Genomic DNA, 24,127 nt, shown 5'->3' with positions numbered 1-24,127 from the left:
TCGTGCTTGCTTCATTAATATGTTTATAAACGAAGCGCGCTCCGTCTGAATTTCTATATCACATAAAACATTTCAAAACATCATCTTACATTTTGATCCAGCTTTCAAGTTCCCATTTATAAATAGTAAATATGAGTTTCTGATATTTTTCTAAAATAGTTATCCCATTTTATCGAAAGAGACATTTAATTTCCTTCAAAATTATGCCATGGTGTTACAGAAATATGAACATATTCAAACTTCATTGACAAGTAAATGCTTTCATTGTATATTGGGATTGTAAACAATAAGAAACAAATTAGAACATATAAAGGAGGTATGAGAGGAGATTTAGGAAATGATCAAAGAGGACCGCTTTCAGTTAATTCTCGATGAAGTTGATAAGAACAGTGTGGTCGAAGTTTCGGATCTATCTGAAGCATTAAAAGTTACCGAAATGACCATTCGAAGAGATTTAAACGAATTGGAAGAGCGCGGCCTGGTGACGAGGGTACACGGGGGAGCGAAAAAGAAAAAGAGTCTCTCCTATACCGAGCTGACCTACAACCAGAAGCAAACCATTAATGTCGGTGAAAAACGGCATATCGCCAAAAAATGTGCAGAGTTAATTTCGGATAATGATACTATTTTTATTGGGTCCGGGACAACAAACGACTTTATCTTTGATTATTTAACTGCCAAAAATCTCAATATTATTACTAATTCAATCAGCATCTTTAATAGATTTAAAGATCATCCATACTATGATGTAATTCTTAGCGGCGGACGTTATCGGGCAAGAACCGGAACTTTTATCGGCTACTTCGCGAATAAATTATTACAAGAGATTAAAGTGCATAAAGCTTTTGTTGGAACCAACGGCATATCCAGTACCAACATTACCACTGCCAATGAAGAAGAAGGCAACGGGCTGCACATCATTCTTGATAATGCGACTGAACGGTATATATTGGCGGACAGTACGAAATTTGGCACCCAGGCATTCTTCACATTTTACGATGCTAAGAATATTACAGGCATTATCACGGATACCGGCATTAACCCCCGTGCTGAAGAATATTACAACCATATCACACGGATCATGAAATAATGATTTATGGTATGTATCCGCTAATATTATGATTACTGCTTGTTATTTGAAAGGAGGCCTACTGGTGAGCGAGTTAAATCAATTGTTTAAGCAGGATTTAATCTTATTCGAAAGCGTTTCCACACAGCGCGAACTATTCGAAAATGTTGGAGCAAAACTGTTGGAGATGGGACTGGTCAAACCGGCATATACAAACGCGCTTATTGAAAGGGAATCCCATTATCCGACCGGCCTGGATTTAAGTGTTGTCGGAGAAAATACTCCAAATGTCGCAATCCCGCATACAGAAACTGAGTATTGTAATGCGGAACAGGTAGTGATTGTAAAGCTGGAAAATGAAGTTCCGTTTTACAATATGATTTCACCTGATAAGAAATTGAATGTAAAATTTGCCTTTTTTATCTTAAATCATCAGAAAAAAGCACAAACAAATATTTTGTCAAGCTTGATGGAATTTTTTACACAGGATGGGAATGTAAGTTCCTTAAATCAATTAAACTCGAAGGAAGAAATTTTTCAATTTATTCAATCTAAAACCATTAAAAGGAGTGCATTAATATGATTAAAGTTTTAGCAGCATGCGGAGCAGGCGTTAACTCAAGCCACCAAATTAAGGCAGCTATTGAAGAAGAAATGCAAAAAAGAGGCTATGACGTACAAGTCGATGCAGTCATGATCAAGGATATTAACGAGGCGTTGATATCAAAGTATGATATTTTTACTCCAATCTCAAAAACCGACCTGGGCTTTGAGATTCAAATTCCGGTAATAGAAGCCGGCCCAATCCTTTACAGAATTCCGGCAATGTCCGCACCTGTTTTTGATGAATTGGAGAAAGTCATTAAACAATTAAATAAATAAAGCAATAAATAGGGCCATAAATCTAAAAGAGCCTGCCCACCATATCCATTTTTTATAGAAACTTTGCGGCAGGATCTCTTGGGTTTATATCGCCACTTTACTTTTAAGGAGGATTTACCGTGCATGAAATAATAGAGTTTTCCAATATGATATTTAAGCCAATTATTAATTTAGGTGCCCCTCCAATGATGTTTATCATTCTGACCTTATTGGCTTTATTATTACGGGTAAAACCAACCCGGGCTATTGAAGGCGGTATTAAGCTGGCAATTGCCTTAACCGGGATCAGCGCAATTATCAATATTCTAACCAGTGCTTTTTCAACAGCGTTACAAGCCTTTGTTAAATCAACCGGAATTAATCTTTCTATTACAGACGTAGGCTGGGCGCCTCTGGCAACCATCACATGGGGTTCTGCCTATACGCTTTACTTCTTATTAATCATGGTAATCGTCAATGTTGTGATGTTGTTGTTAAAACGCACCAACACATTAGACGTTGATATTTTTGATATCTGGCATCTCTCGATTACCGGTCTGCTTGTTATGTATTACAGCCATAATTTACTTGTTGCATCCATTCTCATCATTATCATTGGCGTAATGAAAATCATCAATTCTGACTTGATGAAACCTACTTTTAATGACTTATTGAATGCACCGGCATCTAACCCGATGACTTCAACACATATGAACTATATGTTAAACCCGGTCATTATGATTTTTGATAAATTCTTTGATAAGTTCCTGCCATTTCTGGACAAATACGACTTTGATGCTGCGAAACTAAATAAAAAAATCGGTTTCTGGGGCAGTAAATTCGCCATCGGTGTTTATCTTGGTGTCTTCATTGGAATTCTGTCACGCCAATCTGTTAAAGATACCTTCACACTTGCGTTTACAGCCGGTGTGTGCTTGGAATTATTCTCATTGATCGGTGCTTGGTTTATTGCCGCCGTTGAACCTTTATCCCAAGGAATTACTGATTTCACAACAAAACACTTGAAAGGCAGAACCTTCAATATCGGACTTGACTGGCCATTTGTTGCTGGCCGTGCTGAAATTTGGGCGGCTGCAAATGTATTAGCACCAATTATGTTACTTGAAGCTTTGGTTCTCCCTGGCAATAGAATTCTGCCTCTTGGCGGAATTATAGCAATGGGTTTAACACCGGCATTACTTGTTGTCACACGAGGCAAACTAATCCGCATGATCGTTATCGGAGCAATCTTGTTACCTTTATTCCTGGTTTCCGGCACAATGATCGCCCCATTCGTTACGCAAACTGCAAAAGCCGTCGGTGCTTTCCCTTCAGGTGTTGCAAGCTCGCACTTGATCACGCACTCTACGCTTGAAGGACCGCTGGAAAAAGTGCTCGCTGTTATCGTTGGTAAAGCAACAGAAGGCAATACACAATTTATCCTTTATGCAATTATCGCGTTAATTGTGTACATTGGCCTCTTTACTTGGTATGCTAAACAAATGAAGAAGAGAAACAAAGCTTACGAAGAAGCTGCGAAATAAGAAAGAAATTTGAGCATACAAAAGGCCTGTGGCACCATTCTGTAAGGCGGGTGCCGCGGCCTTTTTTAATCCTAGTGAAGGGAACAGATAAAGATGTATAAAATTGAGAAATATAAAGATCATACTCTTGAAATGTATAAGTTATCATGCCCAACAACCCATACATATTTAACAATCTGCCCGGAACGCGGAGGGATGATTACCGCTTTCCACACTGATGGCGAAGATGTATTTTATATGGACCCGGAAACTTTATATGATCCATCGAAAAACATTCGCGGCGGCAATCCTGTACTTTTCCCGATGGCGGGCCAATTAACCAACGGTACATACTCATTGGGAGAAAAAACATACAAAATGCCAAACCACGGTCTCGCGCGCCAGGCAAGATGGGATGTAACCCGTACGGAAGCAAATGAAGAACGGGCTTCCGTCACCTTGCAGTTTGTAAGCAGTGAAGATACCTTGAAGTTCTATCCTTTTCAGTTTAAGGCTCAGTTTACTTATACACTTGAAAATGGAAAAGCGTTCATCCGGCAGCAGTATGAAAATCTTTCTTCTGAACAAATGCCGGTTTATCCAGGATTCCACCCCTATTTCCATATAAAAAGAAAAAAAATAACGTTAAATTCGTACGCTGGAAAATACATCGATTACAATGATGATTCAATCCATCCATTTAACGGTTCGATCGACATGAGTGGAAAAAAGGAAGCAGTCGTTTTAGTTGGATCGAGCGAAAAAAAAATGACCGCATCTTTCAGCGGCCGGCACAATCTTGTGATCGAAAAAGATCCGATCTTCTCCTATACCGTCCTATGGGTACAGGAAGGAAAAGACTTTTTTTGTATCGAACCATGGACAGCTAAAAAAGATGCGTTTAACCGAAAAGGTGAACTCATCTTGATAGAACCCCACGAGACATTTAAAACGCAGCTGGCATTCGGACTCGTGCGTGCAAATTAATATGATGATCTATAGCGCCCCATAATAGAGGCGTTTTTTTTGTTTTTCTTTTTTGTATTAGAGAAAACAAAAGATTAGCGATATATGTTAAAATTAAGAAAAATTACTTTTTGGAGGTGCCACTTTATGCGGTTGTATTTTGACCTTTTTGAAAATGATCAGCCAGCCATTCTCGCTTAACGCGGGGGTGAATGGTAAATTCAGGTACCCCCGTCTTTATTCATCATCTAAAAAAAAACTACAGACGGAGGTCCTAATCATGAAAAGCAATATGGCAGGTGCGATTTATCTGGCGCTGGCTGCAAGCATTTGGGGCGGTATGTATGTCGTCAGCAAATACGTTTTATACTTTGTACCGCCGCTGACCCTGTTGTGGTTCCGCTATCTCATCGGGTTTAGCGTCCTGTATTTTATTTTAAACATTCAGGGCAGAAAACAGGAAAAGCCGGCATCGGGTCGGATCCGGAAAAAGGATTGGCTGCTTCTGGCCTGGATTGGATTTGTTGGTTATTTTGCTTCCATTGCTCTGCAATTTATCGGAACAAAAGCAGCGGATGCCCATACCGGAGCGATTATTACTTCAGCATCGCCTGTGTTTATCGTCATTTTTGCGCGCATGCTTTTACATGAAAAACTAACCGTACAGAAAGTGTTCTCGCTTATTCTGGCTTCTATCGGCGTTGTGATTGTCATCGGCTGGGATATTCATGTCCAGACATATTTTCGGGGAAGCCTGATCTTAGCGGGCGCCATGATTACCTGGGCATTGCTCTCTGTCTATGTGAAGCTCGCTTCCGAAACCATGTCTTCGCTTGTCATCACGACATATGGCATTATGTTCGGACTGCTGTTCACCACGCCATTTATGGTGATGGAAGTGCAGGAAGCAGCCGTCACGCTCAACAGCATTTGGGTGATTTTGGGAATCCTTTATCTCGGCATCGTCTCAACGGCCGGCGCTTTTTTCCTGTGGAATAAAGGACTTGAGATAATGGAAGCTGGATCCGGTTCTTTGTTCCTGTTTTTGCAGCCAGTTGTCGGTTCTTTTCTCGGCTGGCTGCTGCTCCATGAAAACTTAAACAACCGGTTTTTTCTTGGCGGCAGTTTAATCCTGATTGCCATTGCAGTTTCGATTATTGCAGAACCAGCCCGCCGGAACGCCGTTGCCCATCTGGAATCCCTGCAGAAAAAACACGCGAAAGGAAACCTGCCTAAATAAGGCAGGTTTTTTTGTATTTTTTTAGAATATGAAAAGGAATTTTGCCGCCTCGCATCGAAATAATAAGAAAATATGTTCGAGGAGGGCAGTTTGATGGACAAATACAGTTGTTTAGCTTACCTATTGTTTCAAGTAGAGGATGAGAATGCGAAAAATATGGCCATCCGTTTGATCCAGGGAGATATCACACTTCAGGAAGCAAAGGCAGATCCGCTTGTGTCGCCGTATTTGGAAACTTGCGAAAAAATGCTGAAAAAGCAGCCGCCAACTGTTGAACATGTCTATGCCTTTATTGAAGAATACCTGTACGCCTTTTAAAATTCCTGTTGAATCAGATAACAGCAAAAAAAAAGCACACAGCACACCTTTACTGTTTTGCCTAACTGCAGGTGTCAAATAACCTTCCTCCAAAATTTTTGACCTTTAGGAAGGTTATTTGTCTGCCGCCAGAAAGCAAACACCCTCTACGAAATGCCTTTAGCACTACGCCACCAGCTTCTTGCCTAACGTTCCTCGATTCTTTTTTAAATGATCAATATCAAAAAAAAGACTGTGAAAGATAATGGGTGCCAGAAAGCCTTACGCAGCAACTTCCATGTGTTTTCACAGTCAGATTCCGCCCAAGTATTATACCAATATAAGATAAATATTTTATTTAAATATTTGCAAGTTGTTATATTTGGAATCCGTTTACAATTCTCCTATAATAAAAGTATAATAAGAAAAATTTTTCCAGGAGGCACTTTATTATGAAAATTCCCGCTAAATCTGTAACATCTCCAAAGAAGTTTATTATTGGTAAAGGCTTACTAGCAAACATTAATGAGTATATCAAAGATTTTGGCGATAATGCTTATGTCATATGCGATGAATTTATTCTTGACCGTGCCAAAGTTGAAGCCGGCAAATCTTTTGAAGAGGGCGGCAACAAAGCAACGTTTGAAAAATTCAACTACGAATGCACCCAGAAAGAAATCGACCGCAACCGCCGGCTGGCACGTGAGGCAGGCGCTAATATTATCGTTGGAATCGGCGGTGGAAAAACACTTGATACGGCAAAATCAACCGCTTACTATGAAAAACTGCCGGTTGTCATTTTCCCGACAATTGCTTCAACCGATGCCCCTTGTACTGCACTCGCTGTTATTTATAATGAAGGCGGCTCATTTGACCGCTATTTATACCTGCCGAGCAACCCTGACATCGTGCTTGCCGACACGGAAATTCTTGCAGCTGCGCCGGCACGCTTTTTCGCAGCAGGGATTGGCGACGCGCTCACGACTTACTTTGAAGCGCGTGCATGCTATCGGGCAAACGGCGATAATCTCATATTACTGAAACCGTCCACAACCGGTCTGGCCATTGCCCGCGCATGCTACGAGACAGTATTGGAAAACGGCGTTAAAGCGATGCAGGCCGTTAAACAAAAAATCTCCACGGCTGCTGTGGAAGATACCATTGAAGCGACCATTTATATGAGCGGTGTCGGTGCAGAAGCAGGCGGTCTGGCTGCAGCCCACGCAATCCATAATGGCATGACTGCGGTTCCGTCATTGCATAGAGTCCAGCATGGTGAAAAAGTAACATTTGGCCTATTGGCACAGCTTGTATTGGAAAACGCACCAAAAGAAGAGCTGGAAACAGTCATCAATTTCATTAAAGCAGTCGGCCTGCCATTAACCTTAAAAGACTTGGGCGTTGAAGAATTTGTGGAATCCGAATGGCGGCAAGTTGCGGAAGACGCCTGTGCAGAAGGCGATACAATGGGTAATATGCCGTTTGCTGTTTCACCGGACGATGTTTACAATGCAATTGTCGCGGCAAATGCAATCGCTGAATCTTATCATGACTGATGAAATTGTTATCTGTCCTAAATCTATTGTTAAAAACAAGGCGGAGGCGTTTTCCGCCTTGTTTTTTCTAAAGTTACTCTGTTCGGCCCTGTTTTTTTGAAATGCTCCTGATAACGCCAATCATCGTTCTTGTAAGCGTAGATTTTATCAATAAGGACGAAATTGAATAGTGCCATTTCCAATTCCGGCTCCATTTAACCAGGCGGGTTTTTTTCTCTGCCAAAAATTCAATCAAATAGAGCGGTACAATCAGGAAAATCAGCTTAATCAGGATCGTAAAGGGCTTGTCCTTCATCGTAAACTGATTGAATAGGACAGTAAAACTGGGGTAAAGAAAATAATCAAATAAAACATGAATGTGAAAGTAACGCGGCAGCAAACGAACCGGGTATTTTACCATTTTCAATTTTACCAGTATATTGTCAAGGACACCATTCGTAGCTGCGTTAAAAAAATAGACAAACAGCCAGTCCTTAATCGGCGGTTTTCTAAACAAAATCGGGAGGATGCTAATTAAATTTACGGTGAACAGTATTTTTAAAAGAAGCTTATCGAATTCTTTACTATTCATTTCATCATCCCCTTTTTCATTAACATGTTATAAAAACATGAATTTTATACTACCGAAATTGTGTGTATATAATAGTAATGACGTGCTTTTAAGGAAGTGGGAAAATGCTTGATTTGAACAGAAATCACGACCCTTTAAAAAATGCGGATTTAATTCAGCAGTTTTCAAGCCGGCCATGCGGACAAAATAAACGTGTTGAAGAAACGCGGCTGCTTTTTCAAAAATACAGTGCGGCTTCTCCCCGATCAAAAAAACACCGTTCGCTTTCCTATACCTGGTTCAATCGAAAATACCCGGTTCAAAATTGGAAAACGATTGCTGACCAGAATGGCCTTGTTTATCCGGAGTGGAAAAAGGCATTGGATCAGGAATATATCAAGCTTCTTGATGCTGCTGAAAAAGTTGTAAATGTGTTAGATTTTGGCGCAGTTGGAGACGGAAAAACAGACAATACAAAGGCATTTAAAAAAGCCATCGGGAAAGGGTATGTTAGAGTGAGGGTACCGGCGGGCGTTTTCCTTACAAAAGGAATCCAGCTTCCTTCCTGGACATGCCTCGAGGGTGAGGGGAAAGGTGTAACAACCATTAAACTTCATCCAGACGCGCCTAAAAAAACGAGGCTGGTAAGCAATAGCAGCCATATGCGCGGAAACAGCCATATTCTTGTTCAAAATTTAAGCCTGGATTGGAATTTAGAAAGGCTTGGTGTAGGTGAAAAGTCTTCAGCAGGGAATAACCGCTCAAGCTGCCTGACTTTCGCACATGTTTCATATGGATGGGTGAAACATGTGGAAGCCATAAATGCCGGCCTGCATGGATTTGATGTTTCATCGACTCGCTATCATTACCTGGGCGACGGCTTTCTCGCCCCGGGAAGAAGCCGATTTATTTGGCTCGACGGCCTAACTGCATATGGTTTTGGCGATGACGGCATTACCAACCACCACAGCGACTATATTTTTATTTCAAACTCACACTGCTGTGATCCGAGTGGACGGGCCCACAAAAAAGGGTTCTCCAATTCAAATGGTATTGAAATAGATGATGGATCACGCCATGTGTGGCTTTGCAACAATTCTTCAGCAAGATGCTTTGGCGGTGTGGAAATCAAAGCCCACCACAATGCTTCGGCAGCCTCTAACGTCCATATTTTCGGCCATCTGTCGGTCAATGACAACCGCTCCTTCAATTTCCGGCATATCGGCCACCATAAAGGGAAGGATACCGATTCAAAAACCGCCCATCATATTGTAGCGGCCGGGCTCGTTTCCATTGCACCGATTTACACCGATTTATACGAAAACTCGACACCGCGAAGCCTCGTCGTATCTGCTTATCAAAATGTTGTGATCAATGGACTTACGGCAATCGGCGACCCGGACGATGATTTTAAAGGCCAACCGGTCATTGCCGTCCAATACCGTGCAAAAAATGTTGTGCTAAATGACATCTCCGTAACCGGATTTAAAAATGCAAAAAAACTGCATGGAAAAAAGCGGTGCATATGTGTGTAGATGGTTAAAAACTGTGAAGAGCTCACGAGCGGAAGTTTTTTAAAAAGGAGAAAGCAGCCTGCCCAAACCGAAGCAGCTGCTTTTTTACGTTTACAGCACCTTGCTCAAAAATGCCTTTGTCCGCTCTTCCTGCGGGTTCTCAAACAGTTGTTGCGGTGTGTTCTCTTCGACAATATAGCCACCGTCCATAAACAGGACGCGGTCCCCGACTTCGCGGGCAAAACCCATTTCGTGTGTGACAATTACCATGGTCATGCCTTCTTTTGCCAGGCTCTTCATGACTTCCAGTACTTCCCCCACCATTTCCGGATCCAAAGCAGAAGTCGGTTCATCAAACAGCATGATTTTCGGCTCCATTGCAAGCGCCCTCGCAATTGCAATTCTCTGCTTCTGCCCGCCTGAGAGCGAATCCGGGTAAGCATCCGCTTTTTCTTCAAGCCCGACTCTCAGCAGCAGCTCGAGCGCTTTTTGCTTGGCTGCTTCTTTCGAAAGTTTTCTAACCTTTGTCGGTGCGAGGATAATGTTTTCCATCACAGTCATATGAGGGAAAAGATTGAATTGCTGAAACACCATGCCGACTTCTGTCCGGATTTTATTCATATCCGTAGTTTTATCAGCGATATCAATCCCTTCTATGTAAATATGGCCGTACGTGATCGTTTCCAGTAAGTTGATGCAGCGCAAAAAAGTGGATTTCCCGGATCCGGACGGGCCAATCACCACGACAACCTCCTGCGGCTTGATTTCCACATTAATACTTTTCAAGACTTCATTTTTTCCAAATGTTTTTTTCAAATTGACAACTTTAATCATCTGTAGCCAGCCTCCTTTCCAAGAGATGCAATAGAAAGCTGAGGGTGAGCGTTAAAACAAGATAAATCACAGCAGCAGTAATATATGGCTCCCAAACGCGGAAATACTCAGCACCCATTGACTGTGCCCAGTACACTATTTCCGGAGCCGCTATCACAGACACAAGCGATGAATCTTTCACAAGTACAATAAATTCATTGCCAAGCGGCGGAATCATCCTTTTAAAAGCCTGGGGCAGTATGATATGGCGCATGGCCTGCACATGGCTGAGGCCGAGTGAGCGGGCCGCTTCCATCTGCCCTTTTTCTATGGATTGCACACCCCCTCTTAAAATTTCAGCAACATAGGCGGCTGAGTTTAGTGAAAGTGCAATAATGCCCGCGACAATTCCGTTTGTTTTGCCCAGAAATAAAGGAACCATCCCAAAATGGACAATTAAAATTTGTACAAACAGCGGGGTCCCCCGAAAAAATCCAACATAGCATGAAAATGGAAGCACAAGGAGCTTGTTCCGCATCATTTTGCCAAGTCCGATCAATACTCCCAAAATCAAACCGATCAAAATACCCGCAATCGAAAGGCCGATCGTTAGCAATGTTCCTTTAAGTAAAAGCGGGGCGTATTCAATGATGATATCGAAGCGAAAATCCATGCCGTATCCTCCCTATAGCCAAAATTGCGTAACCTTGGCAGGGAGAGTTACGCAATTTTTATTTAAAAAATGTTTTTGTTGGTACAGCTCGATGGGCATGCGCCCTCCGCTTTTCTTTGTCCAGCTGCGGGCGCTATCGGCTCGGGGTCAACTGTTCCTGCCCCATTGAAGTCAAAGGGCGGACTTCATTGAGGCCGGATCAGTTGCCTGTCGCCGATGGGCAAGCGCCCTCCGCTTTTCTAATTCTGTTGTGCTTTTAGGTTGTTGATGTCGGGTTCGGTTTTGAACCATTTTTTGTAGATTTTGGCATAGGTGCCGTTGTCGTATATTTTGTTGATCGCTTTGTCAAAGTCTGCTTTCAGTTTGCTGTCTTTGGCAAACATCAAGCCGTAGTATTCGGCCGGAAATGCTTCCGTGTCTTTAATGACCTTCAGCTTCTGGTCCGGATTGTTTTTCGCGTACTCTTCCACAACCGTGTTATCCGCGACAACTGCGTCAGCTCCGCCTTTGGTCAGATCCATAATGGCCATTGTATTCTGCTTAAACTTTTTAATGTTTTTATTGTTTTTGCCGAACAGCCCTTCCAGCACTTCCTGGGCGGTGGTTCCGGACTGGATGGCAACTGTTTTTCCTTCTAAATCAGCCGCGCTTTTAATATCACTGTCCTCAGGCACCAGGATTTCATTGGTGGAGAGGAAATATGGCACAGAGAAATCGTATGTCTGTTGGCGTTCTTTCGTAATCGTGATCGCCGAAATGGCGACATCTGCTGATTTATTCTTTATTTCCACAAATAACGGATCCCAGCCGATGTTTTTCAACTTGTACTTGTAACCTGCTTCTTTCGCAAGTGCTTTGAAAATATCCGCGTCAAAGCCGGTAATCTCCCCCTTGCTCATGTATTCAAACGGTGCATACTCCGCGTTTGTATCGACCTTGAGCGTTTTTTTCGAGGTTGTTTCACTGCCGCCTGTTTTGCTGGAACCGCAAGCCGATAACGCAAACATCAGGATAACCACAAATGCCGATATTGCGAATTTTTTCATCTCATCTTTCCCCCTGTTTTTTCTAGTGTGGATAATTAGAAATCAATCTGTCGTTTAATCCTCCTTTGGAAGTTTTCAATGATAAGTCAACTAAATAGTCACAGGATGTTGTATGTATTAACTAAATATATTATACATTTAAAATTTTATTTGTTTTCTATTTTCGTTAGAACTCCTTACATAGTTTTTTTGAATGCACGATTCCGGGCATCAAAAAACCGGGCATCGTTGCCCGGTATGATAATTTTGTTTTATAACCCCAACGAAATATATTTTACTTCCAAAAATTCTTCGATGCCCTGATGCCCGCCTTCGCGTCCAAGCCCGCTCTGCTTGAATCCGCCGAACGGGGCCTGCGGCGTGGATGGCAGGCCGTCGTTTAAACCGACAATTCCATATTCCAGTCCTTCTGCAATTTGGATGCCTTCTGAAATATTTTCAGTGAATACATAGGCAGCCAAACCAAAGATGGAATCATTCGCTCTTTTAATGGCTTCTTCAATTTTCGTAAATTTGGTTACCGGTGCAAGCGGCCCGAAGGTTTCTTCATTCATGCACAACATGCTGTCATCCACATTGGAAATGACTGTCGGTTCATAGAACAGCCCTTCTTTTCTATTTCCGCCCGTTTCAAGCTTCGCGCCTTTTTCAAGCGCGTCTTTGACGTGCTTCTCAACTTTGGCAACTGCATCTTTGTCGATCAGCGGCCCGATATCTGTACCTTCTTCCAGCCCGTTTCCGATATGCAGTTCTTTTACTTTTGCGGTGAATTTTTCCGTAAAAGTTTCATAGACTTCTTCCTGCACATATACCCGGTTGGAGCACACGCAAGTCTGGCCGGCATTGCGGAATTTTGCGGCAATTGTGCCTTCCACTGCTTGATCAAGGTCAGCGTTTTTGGTGATGATCACTGGCGCATGCCCGCCCAATTCAAGCGACACTTTTTTCACAGTATCAGCTGAACCGCGCATCAGCTCTTTGCCAATTTCTGTGGAACCGGTAAAGGTGAGCTTGCGGACGCGTTCGTCTTTCAGCCAGGCATCGCCGATTTCCCTGGCACTGCCTGTAACGACATTGATGACGCCTTTTGGGATGCCGGCTTTTGCAGCCAGTTCGGCAAGTTTCAATGCGGTCAGTGGTGTTTGCTTGGCCGGTTTGATGACAACGGTACAGCCGGCAGCTAAAGCCGGGGCTACTTTTCTTGTAATCATCGCAGCCGGGAAGTTCCAAGGTGTAATGGCCGCTACGACTCCAACCGGCTGTTTATGGACAAACAACCGCTTGGACGGTGTCGATGACGGAATCGTTTCACCGTAAACGCGTTTGCCCTCTTCGGCAAACCACTCAAGAAATCCGTTCGCATAGCGCATTTCCCCGAGGGCTTCTTTTAACGGCTTGCCCTGCTCAATTGTCATCGTGCGCGCCAGATCTTGTTCATTTTCCTGAATCAGGTTAAACCAGGTGCGGATGTAACTGCTCCGTTCATAGGCGGACAGCGCCGACCATGCCGGAAAAGCGGCATATGCTGCATCAACAGCCAGGACCGCTTCCCGTTTGCCGCCCTTTGGAATGGTGGCAATGATCTCTTGATTTGCCGGATTATCCACTTCGATCACCGGCAGGCCTTCACCTGTCCATTCCCCGTTGATATACATTTGATAGTTTTCCATATATCCATCTCCCTTCACTAATAGTTTACGATTTTTTGTCCTAAATTTCTTGTTTGGAATATTATGATCAGGAAAACTGAATGACTTTTACCAAAATTATTAACAAGCAAATGAAGTATCGGCGGATGCTTGCCCGGATTGATTTCAGAAATCCAGCCGTAAAAAAACCAGTACCTTACCCTGCAATTAAGCAAGAGATAAGATACCGGTTTATTTCATCAATTATTCTCCTAAATCTACATTATGATACACTTGCTGGACATCTTCCAAATCTTCCAGCACATCAATGAGTTTTTCAAATTTTTCCTGATCTGCTGTGGAAAGAGTAACATAGGTTTGCGGAAGCATCGTTATTTCTGCGACGGTATACTCGGTAATGCCGGCATTTTTGAACACTTCCTGCACGGCATGGAATTGATCGGGCTCCGCATAGACGATAACGGCTTCATCTTCTTCAAAAACATCGCGCACATCAATGTCTGCTTCCAATAACATTTCAAGCACTTCATCGGCGGTTTTTCCTTCAAGACCGATCACAGCCGTTGTATCAAACATATAGGCGACCGAACCACTGACACCCATATTGCCACCATTTTTCCCAAACGCGGCACGCACTTCCGAGGCGGTGCGGTTGACATTATTAGTTAATGTATCGACAATCACCATTGAACCGCTCGGGCCGAACCCTTCATAGCGCAACTCATCATAATTTTCCTCCGAACCGCCTTTTGCTTTTTCAATTGCACGATCAATGATTGATCTTGGGACACTGTAAGTTTTTGCCCGCTCCAGCACCATTTTTAGTGCACTATTTGATTCCGGATCCGGTTCCCCTTTTGCTGCAACATAGATCTCGCGCCCGAATTTTGCATAAATCCGGCTTGTGTTTTTATCCTTTTCCGCTTTCTTTTCTTTTATATTATTCCATTTTCGCCCCATTGGACTCACTCTCTTTCCATCATATATTCCACCCCGGAAAAATTCTCCCATTTCCGGTTAAAATGCACGCCTATTCGTCCATTTAAGAATTATACACTAATATATGGTCTAATATCGAGGTTTATTAAATGAGAGGTGGAAAAATGGGGGACGAACGAATGCCTGCTTCAATGGAACCCGCTCTGTTTACTTTTTATATCTAATCCAATTCGCCAGGTTTTCAAACCAATCAGTTCACTGCTTCATTTTTGTTCTGATTCCCGACCAGCAGGCAATAACCAGGCCGCCGAGAACATCGGCAATCAGGTCGATCATCGTATCACGATTGCCCCCGCCCTGCAAAGCGAAGCCGAAAAAGCGGTCGCAGGTGAACTCGTAGATTTCCCATAACATCCCTCCAAGGTTGGCAATCCCAAGCACAAAAAGGAAAACAAACCACGGGGAAATCGCCTGGCCGGCTTTTCTGTGCACCATTCTTTCATATAAAGCGACAGCAGTAAATCCCAGAATGGCGCCGCTGATAAAATGGAGAAACGTATCCCACCAGCCAAAGCCGTACCATCCCCGGATCGACCCCAGATACTGCGAGGCAAATAAGAAAATAAAATAGGAGATGACAAGCGGCAAATTGAATCGGAGTTTTGTAAACAAAACAAGCGCAAGCGGAACTGCGCCGCTTACAATACCGCCGACTGCAACTGCTGATTTCCAGGACTCCCCTGCAGCGTTCTGCATTACAGCCAGGACCGCCATCCATCCGATGTACACCAAGCTGATCCCAAGCACCACTTTACGGTTCATCGTTCCACTCCCCCTTTACACATGCTGTTTCCTTATTGACGTATAGATCGCAATCAGCAGGCCGCCTGTAAAACCGGCCAAAAGATCATACATGGTATCTGTATTTCCTCCGCGCTGCATCGTATGGGACGCGATCACATCCCCCATAAATTCATAAAACTCCCAGATGATGCTGGAAACTACCGCAAGCCCTAACACAAAAAGCACCGGGATCCATACAGATACACCCCTTCTTGCCTGTTCGGGAATAAAAATTTTATAAAGTGTGATGCCAACACATGCGACAAAGCCTCCTTTGTAAAAGTGGACCGCTATATCCCACCAAACAAAACGATCATAGAAACTGCCGATTGAGCCAAGAAAAATCGAGAAAAAAAGAAAGGCATAATAACCGATAATGGATGGCGTATTGATCGGATTATTTTTGAGCCACAACAATCCCAGCGGCAGCGCACTTAAAATGATGCCGCAAAGCGCAATTCCCCAGCGAAAAGTATCTTTCTTGGTGATAAAGTAAATCATTAAACCGGCCATCCCCAGCATAAATACAACACTTACTACAATTAAAATTATTTTTTTCATGACAATTCACTCCATCCCGTTTCACGGATAAATAAATGAATGCATGAATAATTTGCCCTTCCTCACCGAAAACATCCTTTATTTTTCATTAAAAGAATTTTGAGACAGGTAAAATATTTGAACCTTCACAGGCAGAGAATTTTTTAAAAAGTCATCACTTCCCCATACGATATTGTTATAATTGTTAGTGTATCCATATGGTTCTGCAAAACCATGAAACGCCTTGGCGTCTTTTTAACAGTGGGGTCCAGGGAATGTTGTGGCATTCGCCACTGTGTACTCCTTAGACCTGTTCCTGCCAATTGTTTTGGATTGCCAAAATGGCGGGCGGACAAGTTTGATCAAAGAACATCTTTATATTCCTATTATCCTTTAAAGAACTGCAGAATAAGTGGGGGCCTATTCGTGGAAAGTACATCGCATTTTCTTGTCAATCTTTTAGCCATCTTAGTTTCTTTACTTTTTCTCCAATACTGGTTGAATCAGCCCAAATTAAAAAAAGCCGCAGCTGAAATGATTACTATTTTCTGTCTGGCCATTTCCATTGCCCTGTGCATGCTGATGCCGGTAACGACTACAAGCGGCATTGTTTTCGACCTGCGCTTTATCCCGTTTGTGATCGGCTGTTTTTATGCCAACAGGTTGACAAGAATAGGCATGATCGGACTCATTATCCTCTTGCGCTTATTAGAAGGGTACCACCACGCATGGCTCGCTATTGTAAACATACTCTTGATTTATTTTTTCATCATGGCACTGAAGAAAACATTCATAGGCCTCCCTGTGACCAGCAAAATTACACTTTCTTCATTTCTTATGTTTCTGATGTCTGCCTGGACTTTAGCAGGCGTGAAATGGTTTTTACATATCCCCGTTACCTTGTCATTTGCAATCAATTACATTTTTATCCAAACAGGCGGTATGTTTATTGTAGGGTATATGGTTGAATCCATCAGGGAGCAGCATTTGGTTATCCGCCGCTTAATCCGCATGGAAAAAATGGAAGTGGTCAGTCACCTGGCAGCCAGTATTTCCCATGAAATCAGAAATCCGCTTACAACGACCCGCGGTTTTTTGCAACTGCTGGCTGAATCAGGCGATATACCTGCTGACAAGAAGGAATACATTTCAATCGCAGTAAACGAGCTTGACCGCGCGGAAGGCATTATCCGCGACTACCTGGCATTTGCAAAACCGGCACCCGAAAGGATTGAGACACTTGACATCAAAAAAGAAATTGAAAAAGCGGTGCGCATTCTTGAGCCGCTCGCCAAAATGAATACGGTCGAGATCACTGCCGATCTGAATGCCTGTACCATTGCCGGAAACTCCGTTTTTTTGCAGCAAACCCTCATTAATATTATCAAAAACGGGATTGAAGCAATGCCGAATGGCGGAAAGCTTTCCATTGATGCCATCCAGGAATATTCCACGGTATCGATCACCATTGCCGATGAGGGCATCGGGATGGACGAACTGCAAAAAAGCAGGCTGGGGGAACCTTATTTTTCCACAAAGGAATCAAAAGGAACAGGCCTTGGCATGATGGTTGTGTTCAGGCTTGTCGAAAGCATGAGAGGCATCATTCAAGTAAACAGTGAAAAGGGAAAAGGAACTGCGATTACATTGACATTTCCTGCCATTGCTGCTGATTCGAAGCAAAGAAACACCATGGCCCAGGCCACTGCTGCAGAAAAATAATACTGGAACTCACTTGGCAGCTTAGCTGAAACACCTGATTCATTTTCCGTTTTGTCATGCGACCGTAAAAAATGTCAACTCAAATAGCCAATCATGATGTGGCGTGAAAGATTATGCATGCAGCAGCATCAAGGCATGCATATTTTTCATTTTTGGGTGGAAAAATAAGCCAGCCTGAAATACCAATGAATGATTTGGAGACGATTTTGATGGACATGAAAAAGATTTCCATTTATATGTTTAGCATCGCCTTTTTGCTTTTTTGCTTCTGCATCACTGCACTGAGCCTGTTACTGCCGTCTATTTGGCAGAAGAATCCCGACAGCCCTTTTCAATTTGTCATAGGAAACCAGTTCATTTCTTTCGGGCAGGCCATGTCCCTGCTGCTCTTCGCTGTGATTACCGTTCTTTTCTATCTTGCGTTATACCGCTTTTTTTCCAGGCTTTCCAACAAGTGGCTGAAGTGGATTGCAGCGGGATTGTTTTTTATGATCATCTGTATGGAAACTGTGATTATCATCCTGTTTCACGATATGCTTCCGCCGCAATTTGACAGTGGTCATGTTTATGTAATTGCCCTTCATATGATCAAACATGGAACCCTTCCTGCAGATCAATTTTATTTGCAGATTTATCCCAATAACCTGCCCATTACTGTTGCCCGCTATTTACTTTATCGTTTTGCTGCTTTTGGGAACCCGGCCCATTTTATGCTGGTGGAAAAACTGGCCTCAGCCATCTGCCTGAATATCGGGATCTATTTTTCATGGCTTTTGATGGTGAAGTTGTTTAACCATAAAATGGGAAACCTGCTGCTCATTTTGACGATGAACTGTTTTCCTTTATTTCTCTATATCCCGTATTTTTATACTGAGAGCCTCGCGCTGATGTTTCCGTCTATGCTTGTCTATCTGTGTTACCGGTATTTCCGGACAAAACAGGTGATTTATCTTCTCATACTGGGTGCTGCGTTTGCCATTGCATGCCAAATCAGGGAAAACATGCTGCTGTTTGCCCCTGCCCTTTTTATCTTTATGCTGTATGTGCTGCGTCTCAAAAACGTACTGATTTGTGCGCTCATGATTCTGCTTACTTTTTTGCCTGTCACATTTGGGGCGCAAGCTTACTATAAACACTTGGGCTATCAGCCGGACAACAGCGTGAAGGCGCCTGTCACCCATTGGATTGCACTCGGCTTGTCTTATCATGGAAGATATAATACACCGGACACACTCCTGTCAGTGAGCAAGCCAACCCAGCAGGCAAAGAAACGGGCCGATCTCGCACTGATTAAAAAAAGAATCAAAGAAAAAGGGCCATCCGGGTTGGTCAAACAATGGGGGATTAAAGCCGCCCGGACATTTGCAATGGGGGACATGTCATATCCGGGACACGGTTACCCTCCCCATTTCACAACGGCTTACCGCTATATTTTCGACGGCCACAAGCAGGTTTTGAAGTTCACCATCCAGTTTTTGCATATTGCTGCTTTATTTTTGCTGACACTCTCAAGCCTGCGTTTCCTTAGAGTAAAAAAATACGACATCAATCTGCTGATTCAGATCTGCCTGTTTGGAAGTTTTTTATTTTTTACCGTACTATGGGAGGCGGAACCCCGGTACTCCTTGCTGTTTATGCCGCTAACGCTGATCGGAGCGGTTTACGGGCTGAAAGAGCTTCATGTTCTTATGGCGAAAAAACGATCGCAGACTGCAACGATATGGTCCGGACAAACGATCAGGAACATGATGCTTGCCGTCTGCCTGCTTGCCGCCTTACTTTATTGTGCCAAGTTAAATATGAAAAATTTGACGGATACTCCTATCCATTATCAGGATTACGTGGTTGATCAGTACCGTACAAAAGGAATCCATTACGCCCTTGTAGATTCCGGCCATGTTGCAGCTCAAACTTTTACAGCCGATAAAGCTTTTGACCGCATTGCTTTTAAACCCGCTAATTACAAGGGAGAAGCCACTTACCGGTTATCATTGTTTGTTCAAAGCGGAAAGAAAGAGAAAAAAGTGTACGAAGAGGTATTCAGCCCTAACAAGGAGACTGTCAAAGGTTTCAATGCCTTCACGCTGAAAAAGCCTCTCCCCGGCGGCGGGCGCCATTATCGAATGCTGATCAGTAAAGTTTCCGGAAGCAAAGCATCCCGGCTGTCCCTTCATGTCTACGGGGTCGGGGGGTTATACGAACAGCAAGATATGTATAACAACGGGCAATTTTTTCAAAATGGAAAAGCCATTCCCAGGACGGATCTGACCTTTAAAATTTCAAAAGAAAGAACAGAGCCTTACATGAGGCGCAGTTCCTATTACGGGCTGTTTATCATTCCGGCTCTTATGATTGTGTTCTACGCCTATACCGCCTTGCCTCCGAGCCGCTCGCAACGGGTGAGAAAACCGCTAAATGAATTTGGCAGTTCGTAATGAAACAGGTTCATCCTCTGATGATGAACGTCATGTTAAAGTTATTACTTCTGCTCAAATGGCGTTCATCTCGATGATGAACGCTATTTGGCTCGGGGTTTCTGCTTGGAATGTTGTTCATCGGGCTTATGAACACTATTTGAACCGGGATTATTGTTTGGAATGCACTTCATCGGGCTTATGACCGCTATTTAGACCGGGATTATTGTTTGGAATGCACTTCATCGGGCTTATGACCGCTATTTGGACATTTACCAGCTGTGACCCCGGCCTTTTGTCTAGTTAAAAGCTCTAATTAGACATTTACTGCCTGTGAATCCGGCCTTTTGTCTCGTTAGAAGCTCTAATTAGACATTTACTGCCTGTGTATCAAATTGCACCTGATCCGCCCGCCTCCAACAGCCTTCGAAATATCAAACGATAATCACTATTTACAATCTTGGAGATTTTCGCTACGATAACATCAGTGATATTAAAAGGACTGATACGATGTTATTTGGTTTAGATCCATCTTTGCTTGTCATCTTGATCGCCTTTGGTTTTTGTGCGGCATTTATTGACTCCGTTGTCGGCGGGGGCGGGTTAATCTCACTTCCGGCACTGCTCTTTACCGGGCTTTCTCCGTCTGCAGCGGTTGCAACGAATAAATTAGCGGGAACAATGGGGTCATTTACAAGCACTTTCGTTTTCTACCGTTCCGGGAAACTTGACCTGGCGTCTATTTATAAACTGTTTCCGCTCACTTTTGCAGGCTCGATGCTCGGGGCTTATACCGTTCATTTGATGGACCCCGAAGTGCTCAAGCCGCTCATGCTGTTTATGCTTGCAGCGGTTGGGGTATACACCATTATCAAAAAAGATTGGGGAAAGCTATTCACTTATAAAAAATTATCAACACGCCGGTTTATTCTTTTTACCTTTATCATCTTTCTGATCGGGTTCTATGACGGATTCCTCGGGCCCGGAACAGGTTCATTTTTAATGTTTGCTTTTTTAATGATCGGCTTTGATTTTTTAAAGGCTGCCGGAAATGCAAAATTTTTAAACTTCGGCAGTAATATCGCAGCCCTGATCATGTTCATATTCCTGGGGCAGGTCAACTATGCGTACGGTCTGCCGATGGGGATTGCGCAGATTGCCGGTTCCATCTGCGGATCAAGATTCGCGATTAAACGGGGAAGCAACTATGTGCGGATTTTGTTCATTGCCGTCACTTTTTTATTGCTGGCTAAAAATACATATGACTATCTGCATTAAAATGTTTTCCATCAGGCGTGCCCTGTGTTTGCTGTCTGGGCCTTCACAACCGGCAAGGCCTAGCCCATAATGATGGTGTGCGGCTCAAAAATCTTATTATCCAGCCAGATTTCATAGATTTTTTTAGTTCAAAAATTCTTACTGGCGCCCGTGTCATTTCACATGTTTCCCAAAATCTATTCTCAACCGCGCAATTCACTTGAAGTTTTCTGCGAAATATATAAAATCATACTATATATCAAGGTTTTCTAGGGTTCCGCTGCAGAAATGCCGGCCTGGTCCGAGAGAAAACCCGCAGCTTTGCTGTGACACGGAGGGGGAAAAGCCCGGGAGATGCGTACAGGCCAACGTTCTTCCGGGCTTTTTTCTGAAATACAAAGGAGTTGGGAACTGCATGAATTCAGCTTGGATCAAAGTCTTCATTGGTGTTTGTTTTGAAGTATTGTGGGTCATTGGATTAAAACATGCTGGCAATTTTTTGGAATGGGGCGGGACGCTGCTGTCCATTTCGGCCAGCTTTTACGCACTGCTTTCAGCCGCAAAAACACTGCCGTCCGGGACTGTTTACGCGGTTTTCGTAGGACTCGGCACCGCCGGAACAGCCATTTCAGAGATTGTTTTTTTCGGTGAACCGTTCGATACTGTAAAGATTGTCCTGATTCTCATTTTATTAACAGGCGTGATTGGTCTCAAAATCGTCACGGAGGAAAAAACAGATAAGGGGGCTGATGCTTAATGGCGTGGGTATCCCTTTTTATTGCGGGTCTTTTTGAAATGTTTGGCGTTGTGACGATCAATATGGTGAATAGAAACCGTGATTGGAAGTCACTGGCACTTATGGTACTTGGTTTCGGCGGGAGTTTTCTCTTTCTTGTCTTTGCGATGAAGACACTTCCGATGGGCACCGCTTATGCCATTTGGACCGGAATTGGCGCAGCCGGCGGATCCATTCTGGGCATGGTACTGTATAATGAACCAAGGGATTGGAAAAGAATGATGTTCATCCTTATGATAGTAGGCTCAGCGGTTGGCTTAAAAATCATCTCCTAATACATATAAATGAGCGCATAGCTGACTTCCAGGTTTCCACGAGCAGCAGCATTTGGTCTAAAAACCAAAAGCTGCTCTCCGCCTATGGAAAACACGCCTTCACGAACGTTTCAAATGACGCAGTTTTCTTTCTGTCAATCCAGTAAAATCATCGGTCACGATTGGCAGTCCCTATCCGCTATATCATATACAGATTAAAATGAACCACAAAGTTCCATGATTCCTATAAACAAATGGCGCCCGTCCTTTGTTTGCAATGTACGCATAGAGACATGCTTCTCTGGCCGGCAACCAAACACTCATTTAATCGGATATATCAAAGATCATCCATCTCACCCAAAAAATGTTTGCACCAAAATCATATAGACAATGGTGCCTCCTGCTATTGAAAGAAGCATCTTTCTTTTCCAGATATGTAGCAGCGCCACCACCGCTACGGCGATCAACTCAGGGATGCCGTGGCTTCCGGAAAGAAATTTTACATCTTTAAAACAATAAACAACCAAAAGGCCGATGACTGCGGAGGGCAGCATTTTACCAAGATATTGGACATAGGCCGGAGCCGGTTTGCCCGCTGGAAAAACAGCGAATGGAAGATACCTTGTCAGCATTGTCCCCAAAACCACCATCGCAATGATAATCATCTGCTGTACTGTACTCATTGTGATACCGCAGCCTCCTTCCCTTTTTCCATTGGTTTTCTAAAGATGGTAAACACGCCCAATATGGCAAACATTGCCGGGATGATGAACCGGCTTCCGCCAAAAAACATCAGACAAAGAGCAGAAAGCCCGAGTCCCGCGAGTGCACTGTAATGCTTTTTCTCTTTCATCCATTGTTCAATGAAAATAACCACAAAAAGCGCCGTCATGACAAAATCAAGTCCTTTTGTATTGAACCTGATAAACGATCCGAACAGGCCGCCCGCTGTTGCACCAATAACCCAATAGGCGTGATTGAGCAAGGTAACAAAAAACATAAACCAGCCCTTATCCACATTTTTCGGAATCTCGGCAGTACAATTAATTGAAAAAGTTTCATCGCACATTCCATATATCAAATAGTACTTTTTCTTCCCGGTTCCTTTAAATCTATCCAGCATGGAGATACCGTAAAATAAGTGCCGTGCGTTTACCATTAACGTAAGCAAAAGGGCATTCAGCGGATGGAAAGCGCCAAGCAATAAATTGGCTGCCACAAATTCCATTGATCCTGCAAAAATGGTTAAACTCATCAGGAACGGGTAAATCGCGCTGAAACCCAATGAATGCATATAGATGCCATAGGCGATTCCCAAAAATAAAAAACCTGCAAGAATCGGGATCGTGTGCGGAAAAGCTGCACGAAATGCCATACCGATTTGATTACTTCTTTTCATATGCTCACACCTCTGCTGTTAAATCTTCTTACATATAAATGTAGCACAAGAAATCCTTTTAATGAATAAAAAAATTGTAAGGATTGGAATTTTTGCAAATGAAAAAGAAAACCCGGCAAGAATCTTACTCTTAATGGGTTTTCTAGGATCCCTCTCTGTCAATGGGTGTCGGGAAATAAAAAAAGATGATCCCTCTTCAGCAAGAA

General features: G+C 43.2%; 24 protein-coding genes and 1 riboswitch. Of the genes, 14 read left to right on the top strand and 10 right to left on the bottom strand.

Annotation, left to right across the window (positions count from 1 at the left end; genetic code table 11):
• Positions 1-337 precede the first annotated feature (337 nt).
• The 8 genes from C232_RS0106945 (at position 338) to C232_RS0106910 (ending at position 7,512) form a co-directional block, all read left to right on the top strand.
• Positions 338-1,090, top strand: coding sequence for a DeoR/GlpR family DNA-binding transcription regulator (locus C232_RS0106945; protein ID WP_018662700.1), 753 nt, complete (start codon positions 338-340; stop codon positions 1,088-1,090).
• A gap of 64 nt (positions 1,091-1,154) precedes the next feature.
• Positions 1,155-1,652 (top strand): PTS sugar transporter subunit IIA, encoded by a 498-nt coding sequence (locus C232_RS0106940; RefSeq protein WP_018662698.1) that lies wholly within the window; start codon positions 1,155-1,157, stop codon positions 1,650-1,652.
• Entirely contained in the window at positions 1,649-1,951 is a 303-nt protein-coding gene (locus C232_RS0106935; protein ID WP_018662696.1) for a PTS sugar transporter subunit IIB, read from the top strand. Before C232_RS0106940 ends, C232_RS0106935 begins: the two co-directional genes overlap by 4 nt.
• Positions 1,952-2,070: 119 nt before the next feature.
• The gene (locus C232_RS0106930; protein ID WP_026314511.1) at positions 2,071-3,474 is read left to right on the top strand and encodes a PTS galactitol transporter subunit IIC; all 1,404 of its coding nucleotides are present in this window, start codon (positions 2,071-2,073) and stop codon (positions 3,472-3,474) included.
• 93 nt (positions 3,475-3,567) lie between these two features.
• Entirely contained in the window at positions 3,568-4,440 is an 873-nt protein-coding gene (locus tag C232_RS0106925; protein WP_018662694.1) for an aldose epimerase family protein, read from the top strand.
• A gap of 259 nt (positions 4,441-4,699) precedes the next feature.
• Positions 4,700-5,659: a DMT family transporter gene (locus C232_RS0106920; RefSeq protein WP_018662693.1), complete on the top strand. Its 960-nt coding sequence runs from the start codon at positions 4,700-4,702 to the stop codon at positions 5,657-5,659.
• Between the two features lie 93 nt (positions 5,660-5,752).
• Positions 5,753-5,977, top strand: a complete 225-nt coding sequence (locus C232_RS0106915; protein ID WP_018662692.1) for a hypothetical protein — start codon at positions 5,753-5,755, stop codon at positions 5,975-5,977.
• A 431-nt stretch (positions 5,978-6,408) separates the two neighbouring features.
• Positions 6,409-7,512, top strand: a complete 1,104-nt coding sequence (locus C232_RS0106910) for a glycerol dehydrogenase (RefSeq protein WP_018662691.1) — start codon at positions 6,409-6,411, stop codon at positions 7,510-7,512.
• 73 nt (positions 7,513-7,585) lie between these two features.
• On the opposite strand, the gene C232_RS0106905 is transcribed toward C232_RS0106910, so the two are convergent.
• A complete protein-coding gene (locus tag C232_RS0106905) occupies positions 7,586-8,083 on the bottom strand; it encodes a CBO0543 family protein (protein ID WP_018662690.1) in 498 nt (165 codons plus the stop codon).
• Positions 8,084-8,187: 104 nt separating this feature from the next.
• On the opposite strand from C232_RS0106905, the gene C232_RS0106900 reads away from it, so the two are divergent.
• Positions 8,188-9,597 (top strand): glycosyl hydrolase family 28-related protein, encoded by a 1,410-nt coding sequence (locus tag C232_RS0106900; RefSeq protein ID WP_018662688.1) that lies wholly within the window; start codon positions 8,188-8,190, stop codon positions 9,595-9,597.
• Between the two features lie 90 nt (positions 9,598-9,687).
• Here the strand turns inward: C232_RS0106900 and C232_RS0106895 are convergent, their stop codons facing one another.
• The 7 genes from C232_RS0106895 to C232_RS0106865 form a co-directional block, all read right to left on the bottom strand.
• Positions 9,688-10,410 (bottom strand): amino acid ABC transporter ATP-binding protein, encoded by a 723-nt coding sequence (locus tag C232_RS0106895; RefSeq protein WP_018662686.1) that lies wholly within the window; start codon positions 10,408-10,410, stop codon positions 9,688-9,690.
• Entirely contained in the window at positions 10,403-11,062 is a 660-nt protein-coding gene (locus tag C232_RS0106890) for an amino acid ABC transporter permease (protein WP_018662684.1), read from the bottom strand. The genes C232_RS0106895 and C232_RS0106890 overlap by 8 nt, the downstream gene beginning before the upstream one ends.
• Before the next feature lie 239 nt (positions 11,063-11,301).
• On the bottom strand, positions 11,302-12,108 hold the full coding sequence (locus C232_RS0106885; protein ID WP_018662683.1) for a basic amino acid ABC transporter substrate-binding protein: 807 nt from the start codon (positions 12,106-12,108) through the stop codon (positions 11,302-11,304).
• 251 nt (positions 12,109-12,359) lie between these two features.
• Positions 12,360-13,778: an NAD-dependent succinate-semialdehyde dehydrogenase gene (locus tag C232_RS0106880; RefSeq protein ID WP_018662681.1), complete on the bottom strand. Its 1,419-nt coding sequence runs from the start codon at positions 13,776-13,778 to the stop codon at positions 12,360-12,362.
• A 222-nt stretch (positions 13,779-14,000) separates the two neighbouring features.
• Positions 14,001-14,717, bottom strand: a complete 717-nt coding sequence (locus C232_RS0106875) for a YebC/PmpR family DNA-binding transcriptional regulator (RefSeq protein ID WP_018662680.1) — start codon at positions 14,715-14,717, stop codon at positions 14,001-14,003.
• Positions 14,718-14,951: 234 nt separating this feature from the next.
• Positions 14,952-15,518: a DUF2238 domain-containing protein gene (locus C232_RS0106870; protein WP_018662679.1), complete on the bottom strand. Its 567-nt coding sequence runs from the start codon at positions 15,516-15,518 to the stop codon at positions 14,952-14,954.
• A 15-nt stretch (positions 15,519-15,533) separates the two neighbouring features.
• Positions 15,534-16,100 (bottom strand): DUF2238 domain-containing protein, encoded by a 567-nt coding sequence (locus C232_RS0106865; RefSeq protein WP_018662678.1) that lies wholly within the window; start codon positions 16,098-16,100, stop codon positions 15,534-15,536.
• Between the two features lie 405 nt (positions 16,101-16,505).
• On the opposite strand from C232_RS0106865, the gene C232_RS18465 reads away from it, so the two are divergent.
• The 5 genes from C232_RS18465 to C232_RS0106840 all read left to right on the top strand — a co-directional run bounded on the left by C232_RS18465 (position 16,506) and on the right by C232_RS0106840 (position 22,543).
• On the top strand, positions 16,506-17,801 hold the full coding sequence (locus C232_RS18465; protein ID WP_018662677.1) for a sensor histidine kinase: 1,296 nt from the start codon (positions 16,506-16,508) through the stop codon (positions 17,799-17,801).
• A gap of 209 nt (positions 17,802-18,010) precedes the next feature.
• A complete protein-coding gene (locus C232_RS0106855; protein ID WP_026314509.1) occupies positions 18,011-20,236 on the top strand; it encodes a glycosyltransferase family 39 protein in 2,226 nt (741 codons plus the stop codon).
• 489 nt (positions 20,237-20,725) lie between these two features.
• A complete protein-coding gene (locus tag C232_RS0106850) occupies positions 20,726-21,493 on the top strand; it encodes a TSUP family transporter (RefSeq protein WP_018662675.1) in 768 nt (255 codons plus the stop codon).
• 237 nt (positions 21,494-21,730) lie between these two features.
• Positions 21,731-21,828: riboswitch (guanidine-I (ykkC/yxkD leader) on the top strand.
• Between the two features lie 59 nt (positions 21,829-21,887).
• On the top strand, positions 21,888-22,229 hold the full coding sequence (locus tag C232_RS0106845; RefSeq protein ID WP_018662674.1) for a DMT family transporter: 342 nt from the start codon (positions 21,888-21,890) through the stop codon (positions 22,227-22,229).
• Positions 22,229-22,543, top strand: a complete 315-nt coding sequence (locus C232_RS0106840; RefSeq protein WP_018662673.1) for a DMT family transporter — start codon at positions 22,229-22,231, stop codon at positions 22,541-22,543. Before C232_RS0106845 ends, C232_RS0106840 begins: the two co-directional genes overlap by 1 nt.
• A gap of 332 nt (positions 22,544-22,875) precedes the next feature.
• On the opposite strand, the gene C232_RS0106835 is transcribed toward C232_RS0106840, so the two are convergent.
• Positions 22,876-23,211 carry a branched-chain amino acid transporter permease gene (locus tag C232_RS0106835; protein ID WP_026314508.1) on the bottom strand — a complete coding sequence of 112 codons (336 nt, stop codon included), beginning with the start codon at positions 23,209-23,211 and terminating at the stop codon, positions 22,876-22,878.
• On the bottom strand, positions 23,202-23,921 hold the full coding sequence (azlC, locus tag C232_RS0106830) for an azaleucine resistance protein AzlC (protein WP_018662671.1): 720 nt from the start codon (positions 23,919-23,921) through the stop codon (positions 23,202-23,204). Before azlC ends, C232_RS0106835 begins: the two co-directional genes overlap by 10 nt.
• Positions 23,922-24,127 lie beyond the last annotated feature (206 nt).

It is taken from the genome of Heyndrickxia acidiproducens DSM 23148 (genome assembly GCF_000374345.1).
Classification (GTDB): domain Bacteria; phylum Bacillota; class Bacilli; order Bacillales; family Bacillaceae_C; genus Weizmannia; species Weizmannia acidiproducens.
This window is presented reverse-complemented; position numbering and strand designations above follow the sequence as displayed.

Bases quoted from the DNA above. Each gene is read 5' to 3' on its own strand.
- C232_RS0106905 (WP_018662690.1), bottom strand. From the start codon at position 8,083: ATGAATAGTAAAGAATTCGATAAGCTTCTTTTAAAAATACTGTTCACC.
- C232_RS0106865 (WP_018662678.1), bottom strand. From the start codon at position 16,100: ATGAAAAAAATAATTTTAATTGTAGTAAGTGTTGTATTTATGCTGGGG.
- C232_RS0106840 (WP_018662673.1), top strand. From the start codon at position 22,229: ATGGCGTGGGTATCCCTTTTTATTGCGGGTCTTTTTGAAATGTTTGGC.
- C232_RS0106875 (WP_018662680.1), bottom strand. From the start codon at position 14,717: ATGGGGCGAAAATGGAATAATATAAAAGAAAAGAAAGCGGAAAAGGAT.
- C232_RS0106900 (WP_018662688.1), top strand. From the start codon at position 8,188: ATGCTTGATTTGAACAGAAATCACGACCCTTTAAAAAATGCGGATTTA.
- C232_RS0106850 (WP_018662675.1), top strand. From the start codon at position 20,726: ATGTTATTTGGTTTAGATCCATCTTTGCTTGTCATCTTGATCGCCTTT.
- C232_RS0106925 (WP_018662694.1), top strand. From the start codon at position 3,568: ATGTATAAAATTGAGAAATATAAAGATCATACTCTTGAAATGTATAAG.
- C232_RS0106885 (WP_018662683.1), bottom strand. From the start codon at position 12,108: ATGAAAAAATTCGCAATATCGGCATTTGTGGTTATCCTGATGTTTGCG.
- C232_RS0106870 (WP_018662679.1), bottom strand. From the start codon at position 15,518: ATGAACCGTAAAGTGGTGCTTGGGATCAGCTTGGTGTACATCGGATGG.
- C232_RS0106845 (WP_018662674.1), top strand. From the start codon at position 21,888: ATGAATTCAGCTTGGATCAAAGTCTTCATTGGTGTTTGTTTTGAAGTA.
- C232_RS0106895 (WP_018662686.1), bottom strand. From the start codon at position 10,410: ATGATTAAAGTTGTCAATTTGAAAAAAACATTTGGAAAAAATGAAGTC.
- C232_RS0106945 (WP_018662700.1), top strand. From the start codon at position 338: ATGATCAAAGAGGACCGCTTTCAGTTAATTCTCGATGAAGTTGATAAG.
- C232_RS0106935 (WP_018662696.1), top strand. From the start codon at position 1,649: ATGATTAAAGTTTTAGCAGCATGCGGAGCAGGCGTTAACTCAAGCCAC.
- C232_RS0106890 (WP_018662684.1), bottom strand. From the start codon at position 11,062: ATGGATTTTCGCTTCGATATCATCATTGAATACGCCCCGCTTTTACTT.
- C232_RS0106855 (WP_026314509.1), top strand. From the start codon at position 18,011: ATGGACATGAAAAAGATTTCCATTTATATGTTTAGCATCGCCTTTTTG.
- C232_RS0106915 (WP_018662692.1), top strand. From the start codon at position 5,753: ATGGACAAATACAGTTGTTTAGCTTACCTATTGTTTCAAGTAGAGGAT.
- azlC (WP_018662671.1), bottom strand. From the start codon at position 23,921: ATGAAAAGAAGTAATCAAATCGGTATGGCATTTCGTGCAGCTTTTCCG.
- C232_RS0106880 (WP_018662681.1), bottom strand. From the start codon at position 13,778: ATGGAAAACTATCAAATGTATATCAACGGGGAATGGACAGGTGAAGGC.
- C232_RS0106910 (WP_018662691.1), top strand. From the start codon at position 6,409: ATGAAAATTCCCGCTAAATCTGTAACATCTCCAAAGAAGTTTATTATT.
- C232_RS0106920 (WP_018662693.1), top strand. From the start codon at position 4,700: ATGAAAAGCAATATGGCAGGTGCGATTTATCTGGCGCTGGCTGCAAGC.